The 15,650-nt window shown below is 70.0% G+C and carries 14 protein-coding genes; 5 read left to right on the top strand and 9 right to left on the bottom strand.

Annotated elements, in window-relative coordinates; all coding sequences use genetic code 11:
• Position 1: 1 nt before the first annotated feature.
• The 6 genes from OG205_RS13230 to OG205_RS13205 form a co-directional block, all read right to left on the bottom strand.
• Complete coding sequence (locus OG205_RS13230; protein ID WP_330276522.1) at positions 2-769, bottom strand: citryl-CoA lyase; 768 nt, start codon at positions 767-769, stop codon at positions 2-4.
• Entirely contained in the window at positions 756-1,895 is a 1,140-nt protein-coding gene (locus OG205_RS13225; RefSeq protein WP_330276521.1) for a CaiB/BaiF CoA transferase family protein, read from the bottom strand. Before OG205_RS13225 ends, OG205_RS13230 begins: the two co-directional genes overlap by 14 nt.
• Entirely contained in the window at positions 1,895-3,313 is a 1,419-nt protein-coding gene (locus OG205_RS13220; protein ID WP_330276520.1) for an amidohydrolase family protein, read from the bottom strand. Before OG205_RS13220 ends, OG205_RS13225 begins: the two co-directional genes overlap by 1 nt.
• Before the next feature lie 92 nt (positions 3,314-3,405).
• Positions 3,406-4,212: an IclR family transcriptional regulator domain-containing protein gene (locus OG205_RS13215; protein ID WP_330276519.1), complete on the bottom strand. Its 807-nt coding sequence runs from the start codon at positions 4,210-4,212 to the stop codon at positions 3,406-3,408.
• A 27-nt stretch (positions 4,213-4,239) separates the two neighbouring features.
• Positions 4,240-6,720, bottom strand: coding sequence for an excinuclease ABC subunit UvrA (locus OG205_RS13210; RefSeq protein ID WP_330276518.1), 2,481 nt, complete (start codon positions 6,718-6,720; stop codon positions 4,240-4,242).
• A gap of 9 nt (positions 6,721-6,729) precedes the next feature.
• Positions 6,730-7,704, bottom strand: a complete 975-nt coding sequence (locus OG205_RS13205) for a TerC family protein (protein WP_330276517.1) — start codon at positions 7,702-7,704, stop codon at positions 6,730-6,732.
• 203 nt (positions 7,705-7,907) lie between these two features.
• Here OG205_RS13205 and OG205_RS13200 point away from each other — a divergent pair, with 203 nt between their 5' ends.
• From OG205_RS13200 to OG205_RS13180, 5 genes are all read left to right on the top strand, one after another.
• Positions 7,908-8,906 carry a MerR family transcriptional regulator gene (locus OG205_RS13200; protein WP_330276516.1) on the top strand — a complete coding sequence of 333 codons (999 nt, stop codon included), beginning with the start codon at positions 7,908-7,910 and terminating at the stop codon, positions 8,904-8,906.
• Positions 8,907-9,033: 127 nt separating this feature from the next.
• Positions 9,034-9,861: a CPBP family intramembrane glutamic endopeptidase gene (locus OG205_RS13195; RefSeq protein ID WP_330276515.1), complete on the top strand. Its 828-nt coding sequence runs from the start codon at positions 9,034-9,036 to the stop codon at positions 9,859-9,861.
• Entirely contained in the window at positions 9,858-10,982 is a 1,125-nt protein-coding gene (locus OG205_RS13190; protein WP_330276514.1) for a sensor histidine kinase, read from the top strand. The genes OG205_RS13195 and OG205_RS13190 overlap by 4 nt, the downstream gene beginning before the upstream one ends.
• Positions 10,979-11,635, top strand: coding sequence for a response regulator transcription factor (locus tag OG205_RS13185; protein ID WP_330276513.1), 657 nt, complete (start codon positions 10,979-10,981; stop codon positions 11,633-11,635). The genes OG205_RS13190 and OG205_RS13185 overlap by 4 nt, the downstream gene beginning before the upstream one ends.
• Before the next feature lie 60 nt (positions 11,636-11,695).
• On the top strand, positions 11,696-12,904 hold the full coding sequence (locus OG205_RS13180; RefSeq protein WP_330276512.1) for a GDSL-type esterase/lipase family protein: 1,209 nt from the start codon (positions 11,696-11,698) through the stop codon (positions 12,902-12,904).
• Here OG205_RS13180 and OG205_RS13175 read toward each other — a convergent pair.
• The 3 genes from OG205_RS13175 to OG205_RS13165 are packed head-to-tail and all read right to left on the bottom strand — an operon-like array spanning position 12,901 to position 15,571.
• Positions 12,901-13,464, bottom strand: coding sequence for a hypothetical protein (locus OG205_RS13175; RefSeq protein WP_330276511.1), 564 nt, complete (start codon positions 13,462-13,464; stop codon positions 12,901-12,903). The two genes, OG205_RS13180 and OG205_RS13175, sit on opposite strands and share 4 nt — an antisense overlap.
• Positions 13,461-14,813 (bottom strand): hypothetical protein, encoded by a 1,353-nt coding sequence (locus OG205_RS13170; RefSeq protein WP_330276510.1) that lies wholly within the window; start codon positions 14,811-14,813, stop codon positions 13,461-13,463. Before OG205_RS13170 ends, OG205_RS13175 begins: the two co-directional genes overlap by 4 nt.
• A complete protein-coding gene (locus OG205_RS13165; RefSeq protein ID WP_330276509.1) occupies positions 14,810-15,571 on the bottom strand; it encodes an ABC transporter ATP-binding protein in 762 nt (253 codons plus the stop codon). The genes OG205_RS13170 and OG205_RS13165 overlap by 4 nt, the downstream gene beginning before the upstream one ends.
• Positions 15,572-15,650: the final 79 nt, after the last annotated feature.

Genomic DNA, 15,650 nt, shown 5'->3' with positions numbered 1-15,650 from the left:
CTCACTCCTCGACAGGTGCTACGGACCTGGTGTTCTCATCGACAGAAAGGAAGATCTGGTTGGCGACGGGATTGCGCAGCTCCTCCGCGAGTTGCCCGATCAGCCCGGCGGTGCGGGCCAGCAACGCGAAGCCCCGCAGCAACTCCAGTGGCAGGCCGAGGTCGGCCAGCACCGCGCCGCACGTGCCGGCGCCGTTGAGCGGCAACGTCTTGCCGAGCACCTGCGGGTGAACGCGCCCGATCGCGGCGAACAGCGAGAGGTGCGGCCCGACCAGGCCTTCCTCCTCGGCGATCTCGAACAGGCGTGGCGTGCGGGGATCGCCGTTCTTGTGCACGTGGTGCCCGAGCCCGGGGATGCGCGCTTTCCCTTGCGCCTGAATGGTTTCCAACGCGAGGGCGTCCCAGTCCTCCCGGGGTGCGTGAGCGCTGACCACGGCGTTGAGGAACCGGCCGGCGTCCTCGGTGACGCCGAGGAACCGCGACCCGCCGCCGAGCAGCCCGGCGGCGAGCGCGCCCTGCACGGAGTCGGGCGCGGACAGGAAGGTGAGGCGGCTGACGATCGCGGTGGGCGTGAACCCGTGGTCGGCGAGCGCGGCCAGCACCGCCTCGAACAGCCGTGTCTCGCCGGGGCTCGGCCTGCGCTGGGTGGCGAGCCAGAACGCCAGCTCACCGAACCCGACGGTGCCCATCACGTCCCGCGCGAGGTCCTGCCCCAGCAACGTGATCGTGTCGGGCGTCGATGCGCCGAGCGCCGTTTCATAGACCGTCACGGTCCTCCTTCAGCCACGCGCGCAGCTCGTCGCCGTGCTCGTTCAGTTCCGGTGGCGGCAGTTCGTAGACGGCCGGGGTCTCCGAGAAGCGGATCGGGTGCCGGGTCGTCGGCACGTCGCCGACCACCACGACCGGGTCGAGCCCGAACCGTTCGGCCATCGCGAACCCGCCGTCGATCGTGTTGATCGGCCCGCACGGCACCCCGGCCGCCACGAGCAGGTCGAACCACTCGACGGCGCCACGCGTTCGCAGCCGTTCCAGCAGGATCGGCCGCAACTCCTCGCGGTTGTGCGTGCGGTCGGCGTTGCGCGCGAACCGCGGGTCGTCCGGCACCTCGGACAACTCCAGGACCTCGCACAACTTGCGGAACTGGCCGTCGTTGGCGGCCGCGATGATCAGGTCGTTGTCGGCGGTCGGCAGCGGCTCGTAGGGGAACACGCTGGGATGCGCGTTGCCCATCCGGAACGGCACCACCCCGCCCGCGACGAACGCCGAGCTGTGGTTCACCAGGCCCGTCAGCGCCGACGACAGCAGGTTCACCTCGACGAGCTGACCCTGCCCGGTCTGATCGCGGTGGCGGAGTGCCGCGAGGATGCCGATCACGGCGTGGTTGCCCGCCATCACGTCGAACACCGAGATGCCCGCGCGGTACGGCGGCCCGTCCGGATCACCGGTCAGGCTCATCAGCCCGGAGATCGCCTGCACCATCAGGTCGTAGCCGGGAACGTGCTTTCCTTCCCCGGAACCGAATCCCGTGATCGACGCGTAGATCACCCTCGGGTTGTCCGCGCTGACGCTCGCGTGGTCGAGCCCGTACTTGGCCAGGCCACCGGGCTTGAAGTTCTCGATCACGATGTCCGCGCGCCGGGCGAGCTCACGGCCCAGCGCGGCGTCGTCCGGGTTGCGCAGGTCGAGCGCGATCGACCGCTTGCCCCGGTTGATGCCGAGGTAGTAGGTCGAGACGTCCTCGCGCACCGGCGGCATCCACGTGCGGGTCTCGTCCCCGGCCGGACCTTCGACCTTGACGACCGAGGCGCCCATGTCGGCCAGCAGCATGGTCGCGTACGGGCCCGCCAACACGCGGGAGAAGTCGGCGATGAGCAGGCCTTCGAGTGGACCACCCATCAGACGGACGTCCTGGTGTCGCCGCGGTACTCGGTGTAGGTGTAGGGGTTGTCCAGCACCTTGGACTCCGGGACGTCCGGGTTCATGCCCTTCGCCCACGCCTCCTCGCCGAGCTGCGCCCGCAGGTGGTCGACGGTGCCGGAGACCTCGGTGCGGATGGAGTCGAGGTCGACGCCGACGAGCTTGTGGTCGCGCTTCACGATCCGCCCGTCGACGATCACGGTGTCCACATCGGACCGTTGGGCCTGGAACGCCACGTGTCCGTACGGGTTGAGGATCGGGAACATCGCGGGGGAGTTCTCGTTGCGCAGCAACACGACGTCGGCCTTCTTGCCGACCTCCAGGCTGCCGAGGTCGTCCGCGCGTCCCAACGCCCGCGCGCCGCCCATCGTCGCCCACTCCACGACCTGCTGGGCCCGCAACGACGAGTGCGTGACGGTGTCGTTCGTGCTGTGCGCCGCCATGTGCTCACGCGATCGGTCGGCACCCAGCGTCGTGCGCATCGCGGAGAACAGGTCACCGCTCCACCACACCGACGTGTCCATCGACAGCGACACCGGGATGCCGTGCTCGCGGATCGCCCAGGTGGGCGGGTAGCCCTGGCCCGCGCTCTGCTCGCTCTCGGTCGACACGGAGATCGAACCGCCGGTCGCCGCGATGCGGTGGTAGGAGTCGGCGGACAACGTCGCCGCGTGCACGTAGATCGACTGCGGTGTCATGAACCCGTTGTCGTACATCAGCCTGATGCCGTCGTCGTTCGTCGCGCCCCACACGCCCGCGTGCGTCGTGACGGGGACGCCGAGCTCTCGCGCGACCTCGAAGGCGGGCTTCTCGGGGAACGACGGGTCACCGGTCACGTCGAACGCGAGCTGGAAGCCCAGCATGTCGTCGCCGGTGATGCGGCGGGAGACGAAGTCGCGGAACTCGGGCGTGGCCGTCCAGGCGGCGGGGCTGTCCTGGATGTTGCCGTACGCCAGCACGAACCGGCCGGGCACCGCCTGCAACGCGTCGACGGCGGCGTCGGCGTGCTCGGTGGTCTGCAGGCCGTGCGACCAGTCGACGGTCGTGGTGACGCCGGCGTCGAGCGCCTCGGCCGCACCGAGGAGGTTGCCGGCGTGGATGTCCTGCGGCCGGAAGACCTTGCCCCACTCCAGGTAGTACCAGACGAAGTACTGCGTGAGCGTCCAGTCGGCGCCGTAACCGCGCATCGCCGTCTGCCACATGTGCCGGTGCGTGTCGATCATGCCCGGCATGACGATGCCGTTGGTGGCGTCGACCTCGACGGTCCCCTCCGGCACCTCCAGCCGTGGCCCGATCGCGGCGATCCGGTCGTCCACCACGAGCAGGTCGTGATCGACGAGGGGCGCGCGGCCGTCCATGGTCAGGACAGTGCCGTTTCTCAGGACGACGGAACTCATCGGGAACTCCTTGACCGTCTGGCGGACAGGTGTCCGTTGAATCGTCAACCTTCGACGGCCTCAGGTCAACCCTTAAGTCTTGTATCGAGGTCCTAGGACGCGACGAACTCGTGCGGCACCGTGCCGAGCCGGGCGAAGTCGGCGCTGATCTCGCCCGCGACCTGCAGCAGGAGCGGCAGGTGGTGCTCGACCATGTGCTCGACCGACGTCTCGGACGCGTGGCAGTTGACGTTGATCCCGGCGACGACCTTGCCGTTCCCGTCGCGCAACGGCGCCGCGACCGACCGGATGCCCAGCGCGAGCTGCTCGTCGGTCAACGCCCACCCGCGCGCTCGCACGTCCCGCAGTTCGGCGTCGCGCTCGGCCGCCTCCGGCCGCCACTTCGGCGTCAGTCCCGACCGGGTCGGCTGCGCGAGCACGGCCTCCAGTTCGCCCGGCGGCAACGCGGCGAGCTGCACCTTTCCCAGCGAGGTCGGCAGCGCCGGGAACCGCGTGCCGATCTGCACGGACAGCGTTACGATCTTCGGCACGGCGACGCGGGCGACGTAGATGATGTCCGACCCGTCGAGCTGCGCGATCGACACCGACTCGTTCGTGCGGGCGCACAGTCGCTCCATGTGCGGGCGCGCCACGTCCCACAGTCCCATCGACCGCACGTACGCGACGCCGAGTTCGAGCACTCTCGGCGTGAGCGCGAAGCCGGTCTCGCTCTGTCGCGCGTAGCCGAGCTCGACCAGCGTCAGCAGGATGCGGCGCGTGGTCGGCCGTGCGAGCCCGGTGGCCGTGGCGACCTCGCTGAGCGTCATCACCGGGCGCAGCGGCTGGAACGCGCGGATCACGTCCAGGCCGCGGGCGAGCGCCTCGATGAAGTCGGGGCCGGTGTCAGGGCGAGCAGGCATGAGCCCACGATATCGGACACTTGTCCGTTAATGCGTGAGGTGTTTGCCGAGGTACTGGCCGGTGAGGCTCTGAGACGCCCCGACGAGTTGCTCCGGTGTGCCGGCGGCGACGATCGTGCCGCCCGCCGCGCCGCCACCGGGACCCATGTCGACGACGTGGTCGGCGTTGGCGATCATGTCGAGGTCGTGCTCGATGACGACGACCGTCGCGCCCCTGTCGGTGAGGCGCCCGATCACCGACAGCAGCGTGCGGATGTCGAGGGGGTGCAGGCCGACGCTGGGCTCGTCCAGCACGAACAGCGCGTCCGCCTGGTCGCGGTCGAGTTCGGACGCGAGCTTGAGCCGCTGGGCCTCGCCGCCGGACAACGCGGTCGTGGCCTCGCCGAGCGTGAGGTAGCCCAGGCCCAGGTCGATCAACGAACGCAGCCGGGTGCGGACCCGGCGCATGTCTCCGACGTGCTCGACGGCCTGCCGCACGGTCAGCGCGAGCAGTTCGGGCAGCGTGAGCCCGTCGTCGGCGCGGCGGTACTCGCTCGCCGCGGGGGAGTAGCGGGTGCCCGCGCAGTCCGGGCAGGCGATGTCGACGTCCGGCAGGAACTGCACGTCGAGCGAGACCTCACCGGTGCCCTCGCAACGCGGGCAGCGCAGCGAACCGGTGTTGTAGGAGAAGTCTCCGGCGGTCAGGCCGTCCGCGTTGGCCGCATAGGCGCGGCGAAGATCGTCCAGCACGCCGCTGTAGGTGGCGACGGTGGAGCGGACGTTGACGCCGATCGGGGTCGCGTCGACCACGTTGACCCGCGTGATGGCCCCGGCGTCGATCTTCGCGACCCAGGCGGGCAGCGGGTCGCCGGAGTTCCTGGCTTCCAGCGCCGGCACGAGGCTCTCCAGTACCAGCGTGGTCTTCCCCGAACCCGAGACGCCGGTGACCGCGGTCAGACGGCCCTGCGGAAGGTCGAGGTCCAGGGCGTGGACGGTGTGCAGCGGGCGCGTGGAGAGGTGGATGCGCCCGTGCTCGAACATCTCGTCCGCACCGACCCGAGGCCGCACGACGACCGGTTCGCGGCCGACGAGAAAGCCGCCCAGCAACGAGTCCGGATCCTCCGCGAGCGCTCGGACGTCTCCGGTCGTCAGGACCCGTCCGCCTTCCGCGCCGGAACCGGGACCGATCTCGATCAGCCAGTCGGCCTCGCGCAGCACCTGGACGTCGTGGTCCACCAGCACCACGGAGTTGCCGTCCCGCAACAGGTCCCGCACGACGCCGAGCAGTCCGTCCACGTTGGACGGATGCAGGCCGATGGACGGTTCGTCCAGGACGTAGAGCACGCCGGTCGTCTGGTTGCGCACCGCCCGCGCGAGCTGGACGCGCTGCCGTTCGCCGGTGGACAGGGTCGACGACGCCCGATCGAGACTGAGGTACCCGAGCCCGAGTTCGACCAGCCGCCGCGCGGTCTCCAGCAGTTGGCTGACGATGCTCTGCGCCATCGCGATCATGTCCGGCGGCAGGGACTTCTCGACCAGCGGCGCCCAGGTGACCAGGTCGTCCAGGGTCATGGCGGTGGCCTCGGCGAGGTCGATCCCGTCGACGCGCGGCGCCAGTGCCTGTTCGCTGAGCCGGGTGCCGTGGCACGTCGGGCAGGTCTGGGTGGTGATGAACCTGTTGACGCGGTTCAGGCCGCGTTCGGTGGTGGCGTTGTCCAGCGCCTCTTGGACGGCCAGCCTGGCGTTGCGGTAGGTGAAGTTCAGGTCGAACAGCCTGCCGTTCTTGGACGGCACGCGGATCTTCCGCTTCTCCGCCGGGCCGTGCAGGACGATCTCGCGCTCCTGGTCGGTCAGGTCCGCGAACGGCACGTCGGTGCGCACGCCGAACTCCCCGACGACCTCGGGCATCACGGCCAGCCCGAACAACGACCAGGGCGCGACGGCCCCGCCCGCGATCGTGAGCGACGGATCGGGGACCAGCCGGGCCTCGTCGATCTCCCGGACCACTCCGGTGCCGGTGCAGTGCGGGCACGCGCCGTCGGAGTTGAACGCCAGCGCCTCCGCACCCGGCGCGGAGAACGTGACACCGCAGACCGGACAGGTCAGCGGCACCTCCAGGGCCACGTCGATCGTCGGCGCCTGCGGGTGGCCGTTCGGGCAGCGGTGCGAGGCGAGCCGGGAGTAGAGCAGCCGCAGCACGTTGAGCAGTTCGGTCGAGGTGCCGAACGTGCTGCGGACCCCCGGCACGCCCGGCCGTTGCCGCAGGGCGAGCGCGGCCGGGACGTGCCGCACGCTGTCGACGGCCGCGCGCGGCGCCTGGGACATCCGGCGCCGGGTGTACGTCGACAAAGCCTCGATGTAGCGCCGCGATCCCTCCGCGTACAGCACGCCCATCGCGAGCGACGACTTGCCCGAACCGGACACGCCGGCGATCGCGACGAGCTTGCGCAGCGGCACCGTGACGTCGACGTCACGCAGGTTGTGGACCCGCGCGCCGCGCACCTCGATGGCCAGAGGCTGTTCCTGCATCCGTCGAACCTACGGCCTGGAGACCGTTTCCTCCTGGCGACGCGACCGCAGGCTGGTCAGCGTGACGACGCCGAGCGTGACCACGATGACGGCCAGCGAGACCGGCGTCGGGATCGTCGGCACGGCAGGCCAGACGCCATGTGCCCAGTGCAGCACCAGCTTCACCCCGATGAACGCCAGGATGATCGCGAGGCCGTGGTTGAGGTGCACGAGCTTGGCGAGCAACGACTGCAGCACGAAGTACAGCGCGCGCAGGCCGAGCAGCGCGAACGCGTTGGTGGTGAACACCAGGTACGGGTCCTCGGTGATGCCGTACACCGCGGGCACCGAGTCGATCGCGAACACGACGTCGGTCGCGAAGATCGCCACCACCACGATCGCGAGCGGCGTGAGGGCGCGCTTCCCGTTCTCGCGGACGATCATCTTCGTGCCGCGGTAGTCGTCGGTGACCGGCATCAGCCTGCGCAGCAGCCGCACCGACCGCATCTTCGAGGTGTCCTTGGCCTCGGGGTGACCGGCGAGCGCCGTCTGCAGGATCTTCACCGCCGAGACGAGCAGCACGAGCCCGAACACGAGGAACGCCCAGGTACCTGCCGACAGCATGGCGGCGCCGGCGGCGATGAAGATGCCGCGCAGCACCAAAGCGCCGACGATGCCGTAGAGCAGCACGCGTTGCTGGATCTCCGCCGGCACGCTGAACGCGGCCAGCAGCAGCATGAAGACGAACAGGTTGTCCACCGACAGGGACTTCTCCACCACGAACCCGGTGACGAACTCCAGCGACTGGCCGCTGCCGAACTGGAACCACAGCCAGAGACCGAACAGCAGTGGCAGCGTCAGGTAGAAGACCGACCACCCCGCGGCTTCCTTGACGGACACCTCGTGCGGGCGGCGCGTGACCAGGAAGTCGACCACCAGCAGGGCGAGCAGCGCCGCGATGCTCACGAACCACAAACCGGGCGACGCCACGGATTCCACGGGCACAGGTCCTCCTCGAACATGATCGTTCGAGGTCTCCTTCACCCGGTGCGGGTGGCCTCCCGAGGACGTCATCGGACGTCCGTACTGACCGGGCAGGCGCTTGGGAAGTACTCCCCTCGCCGCGAAGCATAGGTAAAGCAATAGTAAAGATCAAGCTGATGCCGGGGGCTTGCGTCTCAAGCGGCTTGAGGTTCGACACTGGCGTCATGAACGACATCAGGCTGTACGCGATCGGAGAGGTGGCGCGACGCACCGGGCTGAGCGTCAGCGCCATCCGGTTCTACTCCGACGAGGGAATTGTGGTGCCCGCTGACGTCACGGCGGCCGGGCATCGCCTCTACGACGTGCACGCCATCGCCCGGCTGGAGTTCGTCAGCACGTTGCGCGAACTGGACGCGGGCCTCGACGACATCCGGCGGCTGCTGGAGGGACGAGTGACGCTGTCCGACCTCGCGACGGCGCACCTGTCCCGGTTGGACGACCAGGCCCGCCGCATCCGCTCGAGGAAGGCCGTGCTGCGGACGATCGCCCGGCAGCACACCGAGGCGGAACAGGTGATCCTCATGCACAAGCTGGTGGGAATGTCCGACGACGAGCGAGACCGGCTTTTCGACGACTTCTGGAACGAGATCAGCGAGGGTCTCGAAGTCAGCCCCGAGTTCCTCGGGCTCATGCGCAACGGCCGTCTGGTCCTGCCGGACGAGCCGGCCACCGAGCAGCTGGAGGCGTGGATCGAGCTGGCGAACCTCCTGCAGGACGCGGACTTCCGCCGCGAGGTGAAGGAGGCGCTGCGCGAGACCTTCTCCTCGCCCGCCGCCGCGATGATGACGTCCGCGGAGATGGTGGGCGTGTTCGAACGGGGAGGCGCGATCCTCGTGCGGGCGCAGGAGGCGCAGCGATCCGGTGCGCCCGCCGACTCACCGCTGGGGCGTGAGATCGCCGGTCTCTACGCCGCTCACATGGGGGAGATCACCGAGATTCCGGACAGTCCCGAGTACCGCGCGAAGCTGGCGGTCGACGTGCTCGGCATCGAACAGATGTACCTGGAGTCGTTCGAGGAGGCCGCCACGTCCACCGATCCGTACACCCGGTACCAGTCGCTGGTGGCGATCATCGACGAGACCGCGAAGGAGGCCACCGAGTTCATGCCGTTCGCCTGGCTGTCCGCGGCACTCAAAGCTGCTGCATCCCCGTGCAAGCCGTGACCGCGAAGGTGTCGACTCGACGAAAAGCGTGTCGAGTTGACACCTTCCGTGTCCCCCGTAGGAGCTACACACGAATGTCCACCGCACGGGGACGTTCCGGACGCGTGAAATCCCTAACGTTCCGGCCATGCGATTTCTGAAGCAGTTTCTCCTGGTCGCGGCCGTCTCGTTCGCGGGTGGCGTCGGCGTGCAGGCGTTGGGGTGGAACGCGCCGCTCACGCTGGTCGCCGGCATCGTCGCGGCGGCGCTGGCACTGGCCGCGTACGCCTGGGTGGTGCGCAGGACCGAACGCCGCGAGCCCACCGAGGTCTCGTTGAAGATCGTCGCCGGCGCTCTCGGCCGCGGCGTCCTCGTCGGACTCGCGATGTTCGGGGCGGTGATCCTCAACATCGCCTTCCTCGGCGGCTACGAGGTGCGCGGCTGGGGTTCGGTGTCCGGCATGATCGCGATCTTCGGGTTCATGGTCGCCGTCGCGGTGACCGAGGAGCTGATGTACCGAGGCGTCGTGTTCCGCATCGTCGAGGAGTACCTCGGCACGTGGCTCTCCCTGGTCCTGAGTGGACTGGTGTTCGGCTTCGCGCACATCTTCAACCCGAACGCCACGGTGTGGAGCTCGCTCGCCATCGCGATCGAGGCAGGCCTCATGCTCGGTGCCGCGTACGTGGCCACGCGCAACCTGTGGGTGCCGATCGGGGTGCACTTCGCGTGGAACTTCGCCCAGGGCGGCATCTTCAGCACGAGCGTCTCCGGTCAGGACGCTCCGCAGGGGCTGCTGGACGGCGTCACGTCCGGGTCCGCGCTCGTCACCGGTGGGGCGTTCGGGCCGGAGGCGAGTGCGTACTCGGTGCTGGCCGGCCTCGTCGTCACGGCGGCGTTCCTGTGGCTGGCCAAGCGCCGCGACAACATCGTGCCGCGCCGTGGCCGTGCCGCGTCGGCCGCTACTCTCGCCGCGTGATCAGCCTTCAGCGGTGGCGCGCCTGGGACGTTCGCGTCCAGGACGCGCCACTGGCGTTGCTGCTCGTGCTGGCATCGCTGGTGCCCGCGTTGAACGACAAGGGCACCCAGCTCGGCGGGCTGCCGAACCGGCCGTTCGACGCCCTCACGATCGCGGTGATCGCGTTCGAGTGCCTGCCGCTGGTCGTCCGCCGGAAGTGGCCTCTCGCCTGCCTCGCGCTGGTGTCGGTCGCGTTCGCCGTCGACCAGCTGCGCGGCTACCACACCGTCGCCGGCACGGCCCTGTCGATAGCGTTGATCAGCGCCGGGCTGCACCTGTCGCACCACCGGCGCGGCACCGTGATCGCGCTCTCCGCCGGGTACGTCGGGCTGGCCGTCGCGCTGGACCTGAACGGAGCCACGGAAGGCGTGGCCGGGTTCGTCACGTTCTACCTGGCCGTGGCCGCCTTGTGGGCGATCGGCGCGTGGCTGCGGCTCTCGCGCAGCGCCGAGGAGGAACGCCGCCGGCACGTCGCCGCGGCCACCCGTGTCGCGGAACGGACGTTGATCGCCCGCGAACTGCACGACGTGGTGACCCACCACGTGACGGCGATGGTGGTGCAGGCGGAGGCCGCCCGGTACCTCACCGCTGCCCCCGACCGGCTGGACCAGACGCTGCAGGCGATCACCGACACCGGCCGCCGCTCGCTGACCGACCTGCGGCACCTGCTCGACCTGCTGAACCCCGACCACAGCACGGAAACGCTCGGGGACCTGCGCACGCTGGTCGAGCAGACCCGGCTGGCCGGGCAGCCGATCGAGTTCGCCGAGGAAGGTCAGGCGGTGGCGGACGCGGGCAGCGCCGAGGCCGTCGCGTACCGGGTCGTGCAGGAGGCGTTGACGAACGCGCTGAAGTACGCGCACGGCAACCAGACGAACGTGTACGTGCGTTACGGCGAAAGGGAGATCACCGTGGAGGTCGGCACCGAGGGCGCCAGGTCGTCCACAGCGGTCGGAGGCAGCGGGCGCGGCCTGGCCGGGCTGCGCGAGCGCGTCGACGTCCTGGGCGGCGAGTTCTCGGCGGGACAACGGGACAGCGGCTTCGTCGTCCACGCGCGCATCCCCGCGGGGAACCCGGCGTGACCGCACCGGTCCGGGTGCTGGTGTGCGACGACCAGGCGCTCATCCGCACCGGGTTCGCCACGATCATCGACGCCCAGCCCGACCTGGAGGTCGTGGGGGAGTGCGGGGACGGGCGCGCGGGGGTCGAACTGGCCAGGAAGCTCAGCCCGGACGTCGTCGTGATGGACGTGCGCATGCCGGTGCTCGACGGCATCGGGGCGACCCGGCTGCTGGCGGGCGCCGGCGTTCCCGATCCCGTGAAGGTCCTCGTGGTGACGACCTTCAACCTGGACGAGTACGTCTACGAGGCGTTGCGGGCCGGTGCGAGCGGGTTCCTGCTCAAGGACGCGCCCCCAGCCCAGTTGCTGCAGGGCATCCGGACCGTCGCGAGCGGCGCCGCCCTGCTCGCGCCGGAGGTGACGCGCCAGCTCGTCGGCAGGTTCGCGGCGCGCATCCGGCCCGCCGAGGAGGTCGCGCGGACCCAGCTCGCGCCGCGTGAGCTGGAGGTGCTCCGGCTGATCGCGGAGGGCCTGTCCAACAGCGAGATCGCCGCGGCGCTGGTGATCAGCCAGGAGACGGTGAAGACGTACGTGTCGCGCATCCTCACCAAGCTCGACCTGCGCGATCGCGTGCAGGCCGTCGTCTACGCCTACCGCCGCGGCCTGGTGACCTGAGCCCTTACCGGGCGATTACGAGACGTGACGTGATCGTCACGAAGCGATAAGAACCTGGTCATGAGAATCCCTGCCATCGTGTCCACCGTTCTGGCCGTGGGCGCGCTTCTGACACCAGCGGCCGCGGCCGACCGTCCCCTCTGGTTCACCTCGTGGGCGCAGTCGCAGCAACACCTCGTCCCCGTGACGTTGCACGACCAGTCGATGCGGATGATCACGCACCTCAGCCAGGGCGGCAGTGCGGTCCGGATCCGGGTGCAGAACACGTTCGGCACGCAGCCGTTGAAGATCGACCGCGCCACGGTCGCTCTGAGCGTCGGCGGTGCGGAGGTGGAAGGCATCCGCGACGTGACGTTCGGAGGCCGTCGCGCGGTCACGATCCCGGCCGGAGGCGAGCTGTGGAGCGACCGGACGACAGTGACCACCAAGCCCGGCACCGATCTCGCCGTGAGCATGCACGTCGCCGGTGACGTCGTGCCCGGCCGGCACGAGTCGGCGTTCCGCGAGAACTACCTGACCCCGTCCGGCTCAGGTGACCGCACCACCGATGCCGGTGCCGCGTACACCGAGAAGACCCAGTCGACCTACCTCGTCAGCGCGGTCGACGTGTTCAACCCGTTGCTGAAGGGGACGATCGTGCCGTTCGGCAGCTCGGTCGTCGACGGCGTGGGCAGCACCAACTGCGGCCCGGGCTGCACCGAACTCGGCACCAACAAGCGGTGGGCCGACGTGCTGGCGCGGCGGATCGTGGCCTCGTCACGCCCCCAGCTCGCCGTCGCCAACGCCGGCATCAGCGGCACCACGAGCGCCGTCTGCCCGAACACGCCGGCGCCGTTCGTCGGCCTGGATGCGTTGTCACGCCTGGAAAGGGACGTTCTCGCGCTGCACGGCGTCACGGACGTCATCTACTACTACGGCACGAACGACCTCGCGAACGGCTGCACCGCCGCACAGATCTTGGCCAGCTACCGCACGGTGTTCGAGCGGCTGCGCAAGGCCGGGATCGCCGTGCACGTCACCCCGATCACGCCCCGGCCCGGCTACAGCGACCAGAACAACGTGGATCGCCACGCCGTCAACGACTTCGTGAAGCGCGGCGGCGACTGCTCGGACACCTGCGCGTCGGTGCAGGACTTCGACCAGGTGCTGGAGGACCCGATCAGGCCGAACGCCGTCAACCCGCGGTACGACACGGGCGACGGCGTGCACGCCAACATCGCGGGGCAGCAGGCGATCGCCGACTACATCGCGCTGGAGGACCTGGGCTAGCGCCGCCCGCCGCCCGCGCTGTAGGCGACGGTCCCGGCCACGAACAGCACTGCCGCGGTCCACGTCGTCGCCGCGTCGTCCGCGGAACCGAGCGGCCACGTGACGATCCGGCCGGTCAGCGACCCGCTCGGCGGCATGATCGCCGCCACCGCCCACCACAGCACGGGAGCGGTGGCGGCGAGCCGGGCGCCCGCCACCGTCGCCGCCAGTCCGGCCAGGCCGACCATGCCCGCCGTGTCGCGCACGATGAACGCCGCGTCGAAGCGCTCAGAACCGAGTTGCTGCACCAGGAACACCGAGGCCGTGGCCACCGCGGTGGCGAGCAGGAGATGCCCGAACCTCCACAGCGGCCAGGGGATCGCGGTCGACCTGTCGAGTTCCGGGTCCTGGCCCGCGAGGCCGGCCGTGGCCACCAGCACGGCGGCCAGCGATGTCAGCGAAGCGCTCAACGGCGTCCACGGCGAGTGGAGCGCTGACCAGGCGATCAACACCACGACAGGCAGGAGCACCAGCGCCGCGGGCACCGCGCGTGACTGCGCGTACAACGCGAGCGGCCTCATCGGCTTGCCTTCAGCACGTCGAGCACGCGTTCGGAGTCCTGGCACGTGAGCAACATCTGCCGTGCCCGCGCCACCCGGTTCAGCTGTTCCTGCGCGGACTGGCCGCGGAACTGCTGCCAGGCCTCGTCGATGTCCGCTCGCAGCTTGCTGCTGTTCCACAGGAGAGGTTCGGAGGCCAGCTCGGCCAGTTCGCCGTTGAAGTAGCCGGCGGTCAGGTAGCGGACGACGCCTTCGTAGGTGTTGAAGCTGTTCGGGCCGGAGCATCCCGCCACGCCCGCTCCGGAGAGCAGTTCGAGCCGCAGCTGGTCGTCCGTCATCGTCAGCACGCGGGGATAACCCTGCGACGGCACGTAGACGGTCTTCTGGTCGCGTTGTGGCGCGGTGAGGTGCGCCATCGCCGACGTGTCCTCCCTGATCTCGGTGGGCGCGTCCGGCAGGACGGCGAGCTTGGCCAGCACGTCCCGTCCCACCGCGGCGGTCCTGGGGAGGTCGTCCGAGTGCGCCTGGCTCAGGCACACCTTCCCCTCGCAGACCAGCCTGCTCGCGATCGAGTCCGCCACGAGCACGTCGGAGTACTTGACCGGCATGATCGACAGGGCGAGGACGACGGCCAGCCCGGCCGGCACGAGTGCCGCGAGCCGTCCGAGATGCGTCCGTGCGACGAGCAACAGGAACGCCGTCACGCCCAGGCCGGTGAACCACGCGATCTGGCCGAGGTCGACGGAGGTCGAGGTCGTGACGAGGTCGGAGCTCGGCGCGTCCATGACGGGCGTGAGCAGAGCCAGAGCGGAGATCTCGTCACCGGGAGTGGTGACTTCGAGCGCCCGCCCGGCCGTGGTCGCGACCATGAACGTCGCCACCAGAGCCACCGGCGCGGTCAGCGGGTGCGGCAGGAGCCGGCCGACCGCGAGTCCCAGAAGGACACTCGACGCGAGGGCGAGCACGACGGTCACCAGGAGCGGGACGAACCCGGCGGAGACGAATCCGCCGCCCAGCGCGACGTTGGCCACCAGCCCCGCGCAGAGCAGCGCCGTCGCGACCGCGACCACGCCCGCCACGGCGGAGGCGAGCGTGCCGAGCCGGACCCAGCCGGGACGGGAGGTGGCGTCGAACAGCTCGGTCACCCGCGCGCGGCTGTCCCGCATGCCCTGGAAGACGGCCAGTCCGACGACGAGAGCCCACACGTAGGCCAGCGGCAGCCGGAGCCCGAGCACCGCCGACGTCGAGTTGCCCGTCCACTGCACGCTCGACGACATGACCAGTGCGAGCATTCCGGTGCCGGAGACGAGGACGAGCAGCCCGGCCCAGAGCGCGGTCGAGCGCCGCAGTTCGATGCGCAGCGCGGTCACCAGGCACCCCCGGCGGGATTCGCGCTGATCAGCGCCGAGTAGCCGCGCTCGATCGGCGTGTCGCCGACGTGCGTGGCCGTTCCCGCGGCGGTGAGATCGGCAGGGGTTCCCTGGAACACAAGAGATCCTTCCGACACGAGCACCACGTCGGTGCACGCCGCCGCGACGTCCTCGACCAGATGCGTCGAGATCAGCACGCAGGCCTGCTGGCCCAGTTCGGCGACGAGCTCGCGGAACCGCAGCCGTTGCGCGGGATCCAGCCCGACCGTCGGCTCGTCCAGCAGCAGGACCTCGGGGTCGTTGACGATGGCCTGCGCGATGCCGGCCCTGCGGACCATGCCGCCGGACAACGACTTCATGCGGTCCTCGGCGCGGTCGGTCAGCCCGACCCGCTCCAGCGCGGTGCGCACGGCACCGGGAATCCGCGCGGGCGGCACCTCCTTCAGCCACGCCAGGTACTCGACGAACTCCCGCACCTTGAACCGCTTGTAGTAGCCGAAGTGCTGTGGCAGATAACCGAGCCTGCGCCGCACGGTCCTGAGCTTGCCGTCAGCCGGCGTGCCGAGCAACGACAACGTCCCCGCGGTGGGAGACCGCACCGTCGCCAGTGTGCGGATCAGCGTCGTCTTGCCCGCGCCGTTCGGGCCGAGCAGCCCGTGCACACCCCGGCCGAGCCTCAGGCTGAGCCCGTTCACCGCGTTGCGGCCGTTGCGCCCGCCCACGCGCACGACCAGGCCGTCGGCTTCGATCGCCTGCATCCCGTTCTCCCTCAAGTGGTTCCGGTCTTGATGGGCAAGACGGCGCTGGGGCGCCTGAGGTTCTCGGAATCGTGTGACG

It is taken from the genome of Lentzea sp. NBC_00516, assembly GCF_036346835.1.
GTDB classification, from domain to species: domain Bacteria; phylum Actinomycetota; class Actinomycetes; order Mycobacteriales; family Pseudonocardiaceae; genus Lentzea; species Lentzea sokolovensis.
Note: the sequence above shows the minus strand (reverse complement) of the source record. Positions and strands in the feature narration are given on the sequence as shown.

Bases quoted from the DNA above. Each gene is read 5' to 3' on its own strand.
- OG205_RS13210 (WP_330276518.1), bottom strand. From the start codon at position 6,720: ATGCAGGAACAGCCTCTGGCCATCGAGGTGCGCGGCGCGCGGGTCCAC.
- OG205_RS13180 (WP_330276512.1), top strand. From the start codon at position 11,696: ATGAGAATCCCTGCCATCGTGTCCACCGTTCTGGCCGTGGGCGCGCTT.
- OG205_RS13200 (WP_330276516.1), top strand. From the start codon at position 7,908: ATGAACGACATCAGGCTGTACGCGATCGGAGAGGTGGCGCGACGCACC.
- OG205_RS13175 (WP_330276511.1), bottom strand. From the start codon at position 13,464: ATGAGGCCGCTCGCGTTGTACGCGCAGTCACGCGCGGTGCCCGCGGCG.
- OG205_RS13195 (WP_330276515.1), top strand. From the start codon at position 9,034: ATGCGATTTCTGAAGCAGTTTCTCCTGGTCGCGGCCGTCTCGTTCGCG.
- OG205_RS13165 (WP_330276509.1), bottom strand. From the start codon at position 15,571: ATGCAGGCGATCGAAGCCGACGGCCTGGTCGTGCGCGTGGGCGGGCGC.
- OG205_RS13220 (WP_330276520.1), bottom strand. From the start codon at position 3,313: ATGAGTTCCGTCGTCCTGAGAAACGGCACTGTCCTGACCATGGACGGC.
- OG205_RS13215 (WP_330276519.1), bottom strand. From the start codon at position 4,212: ATGCCTGCTCGCCCTGACACCGGCCCCGACTTCATCGAGGCGCTCGCC.
- OG205_RS13225 (WP_330276521.1), bottom strand. From the start codon at position 1,895: ATGGGTGGTCCACTCGAAGGCCTGCTCATCGCCGACTTCTCCCGCGTG.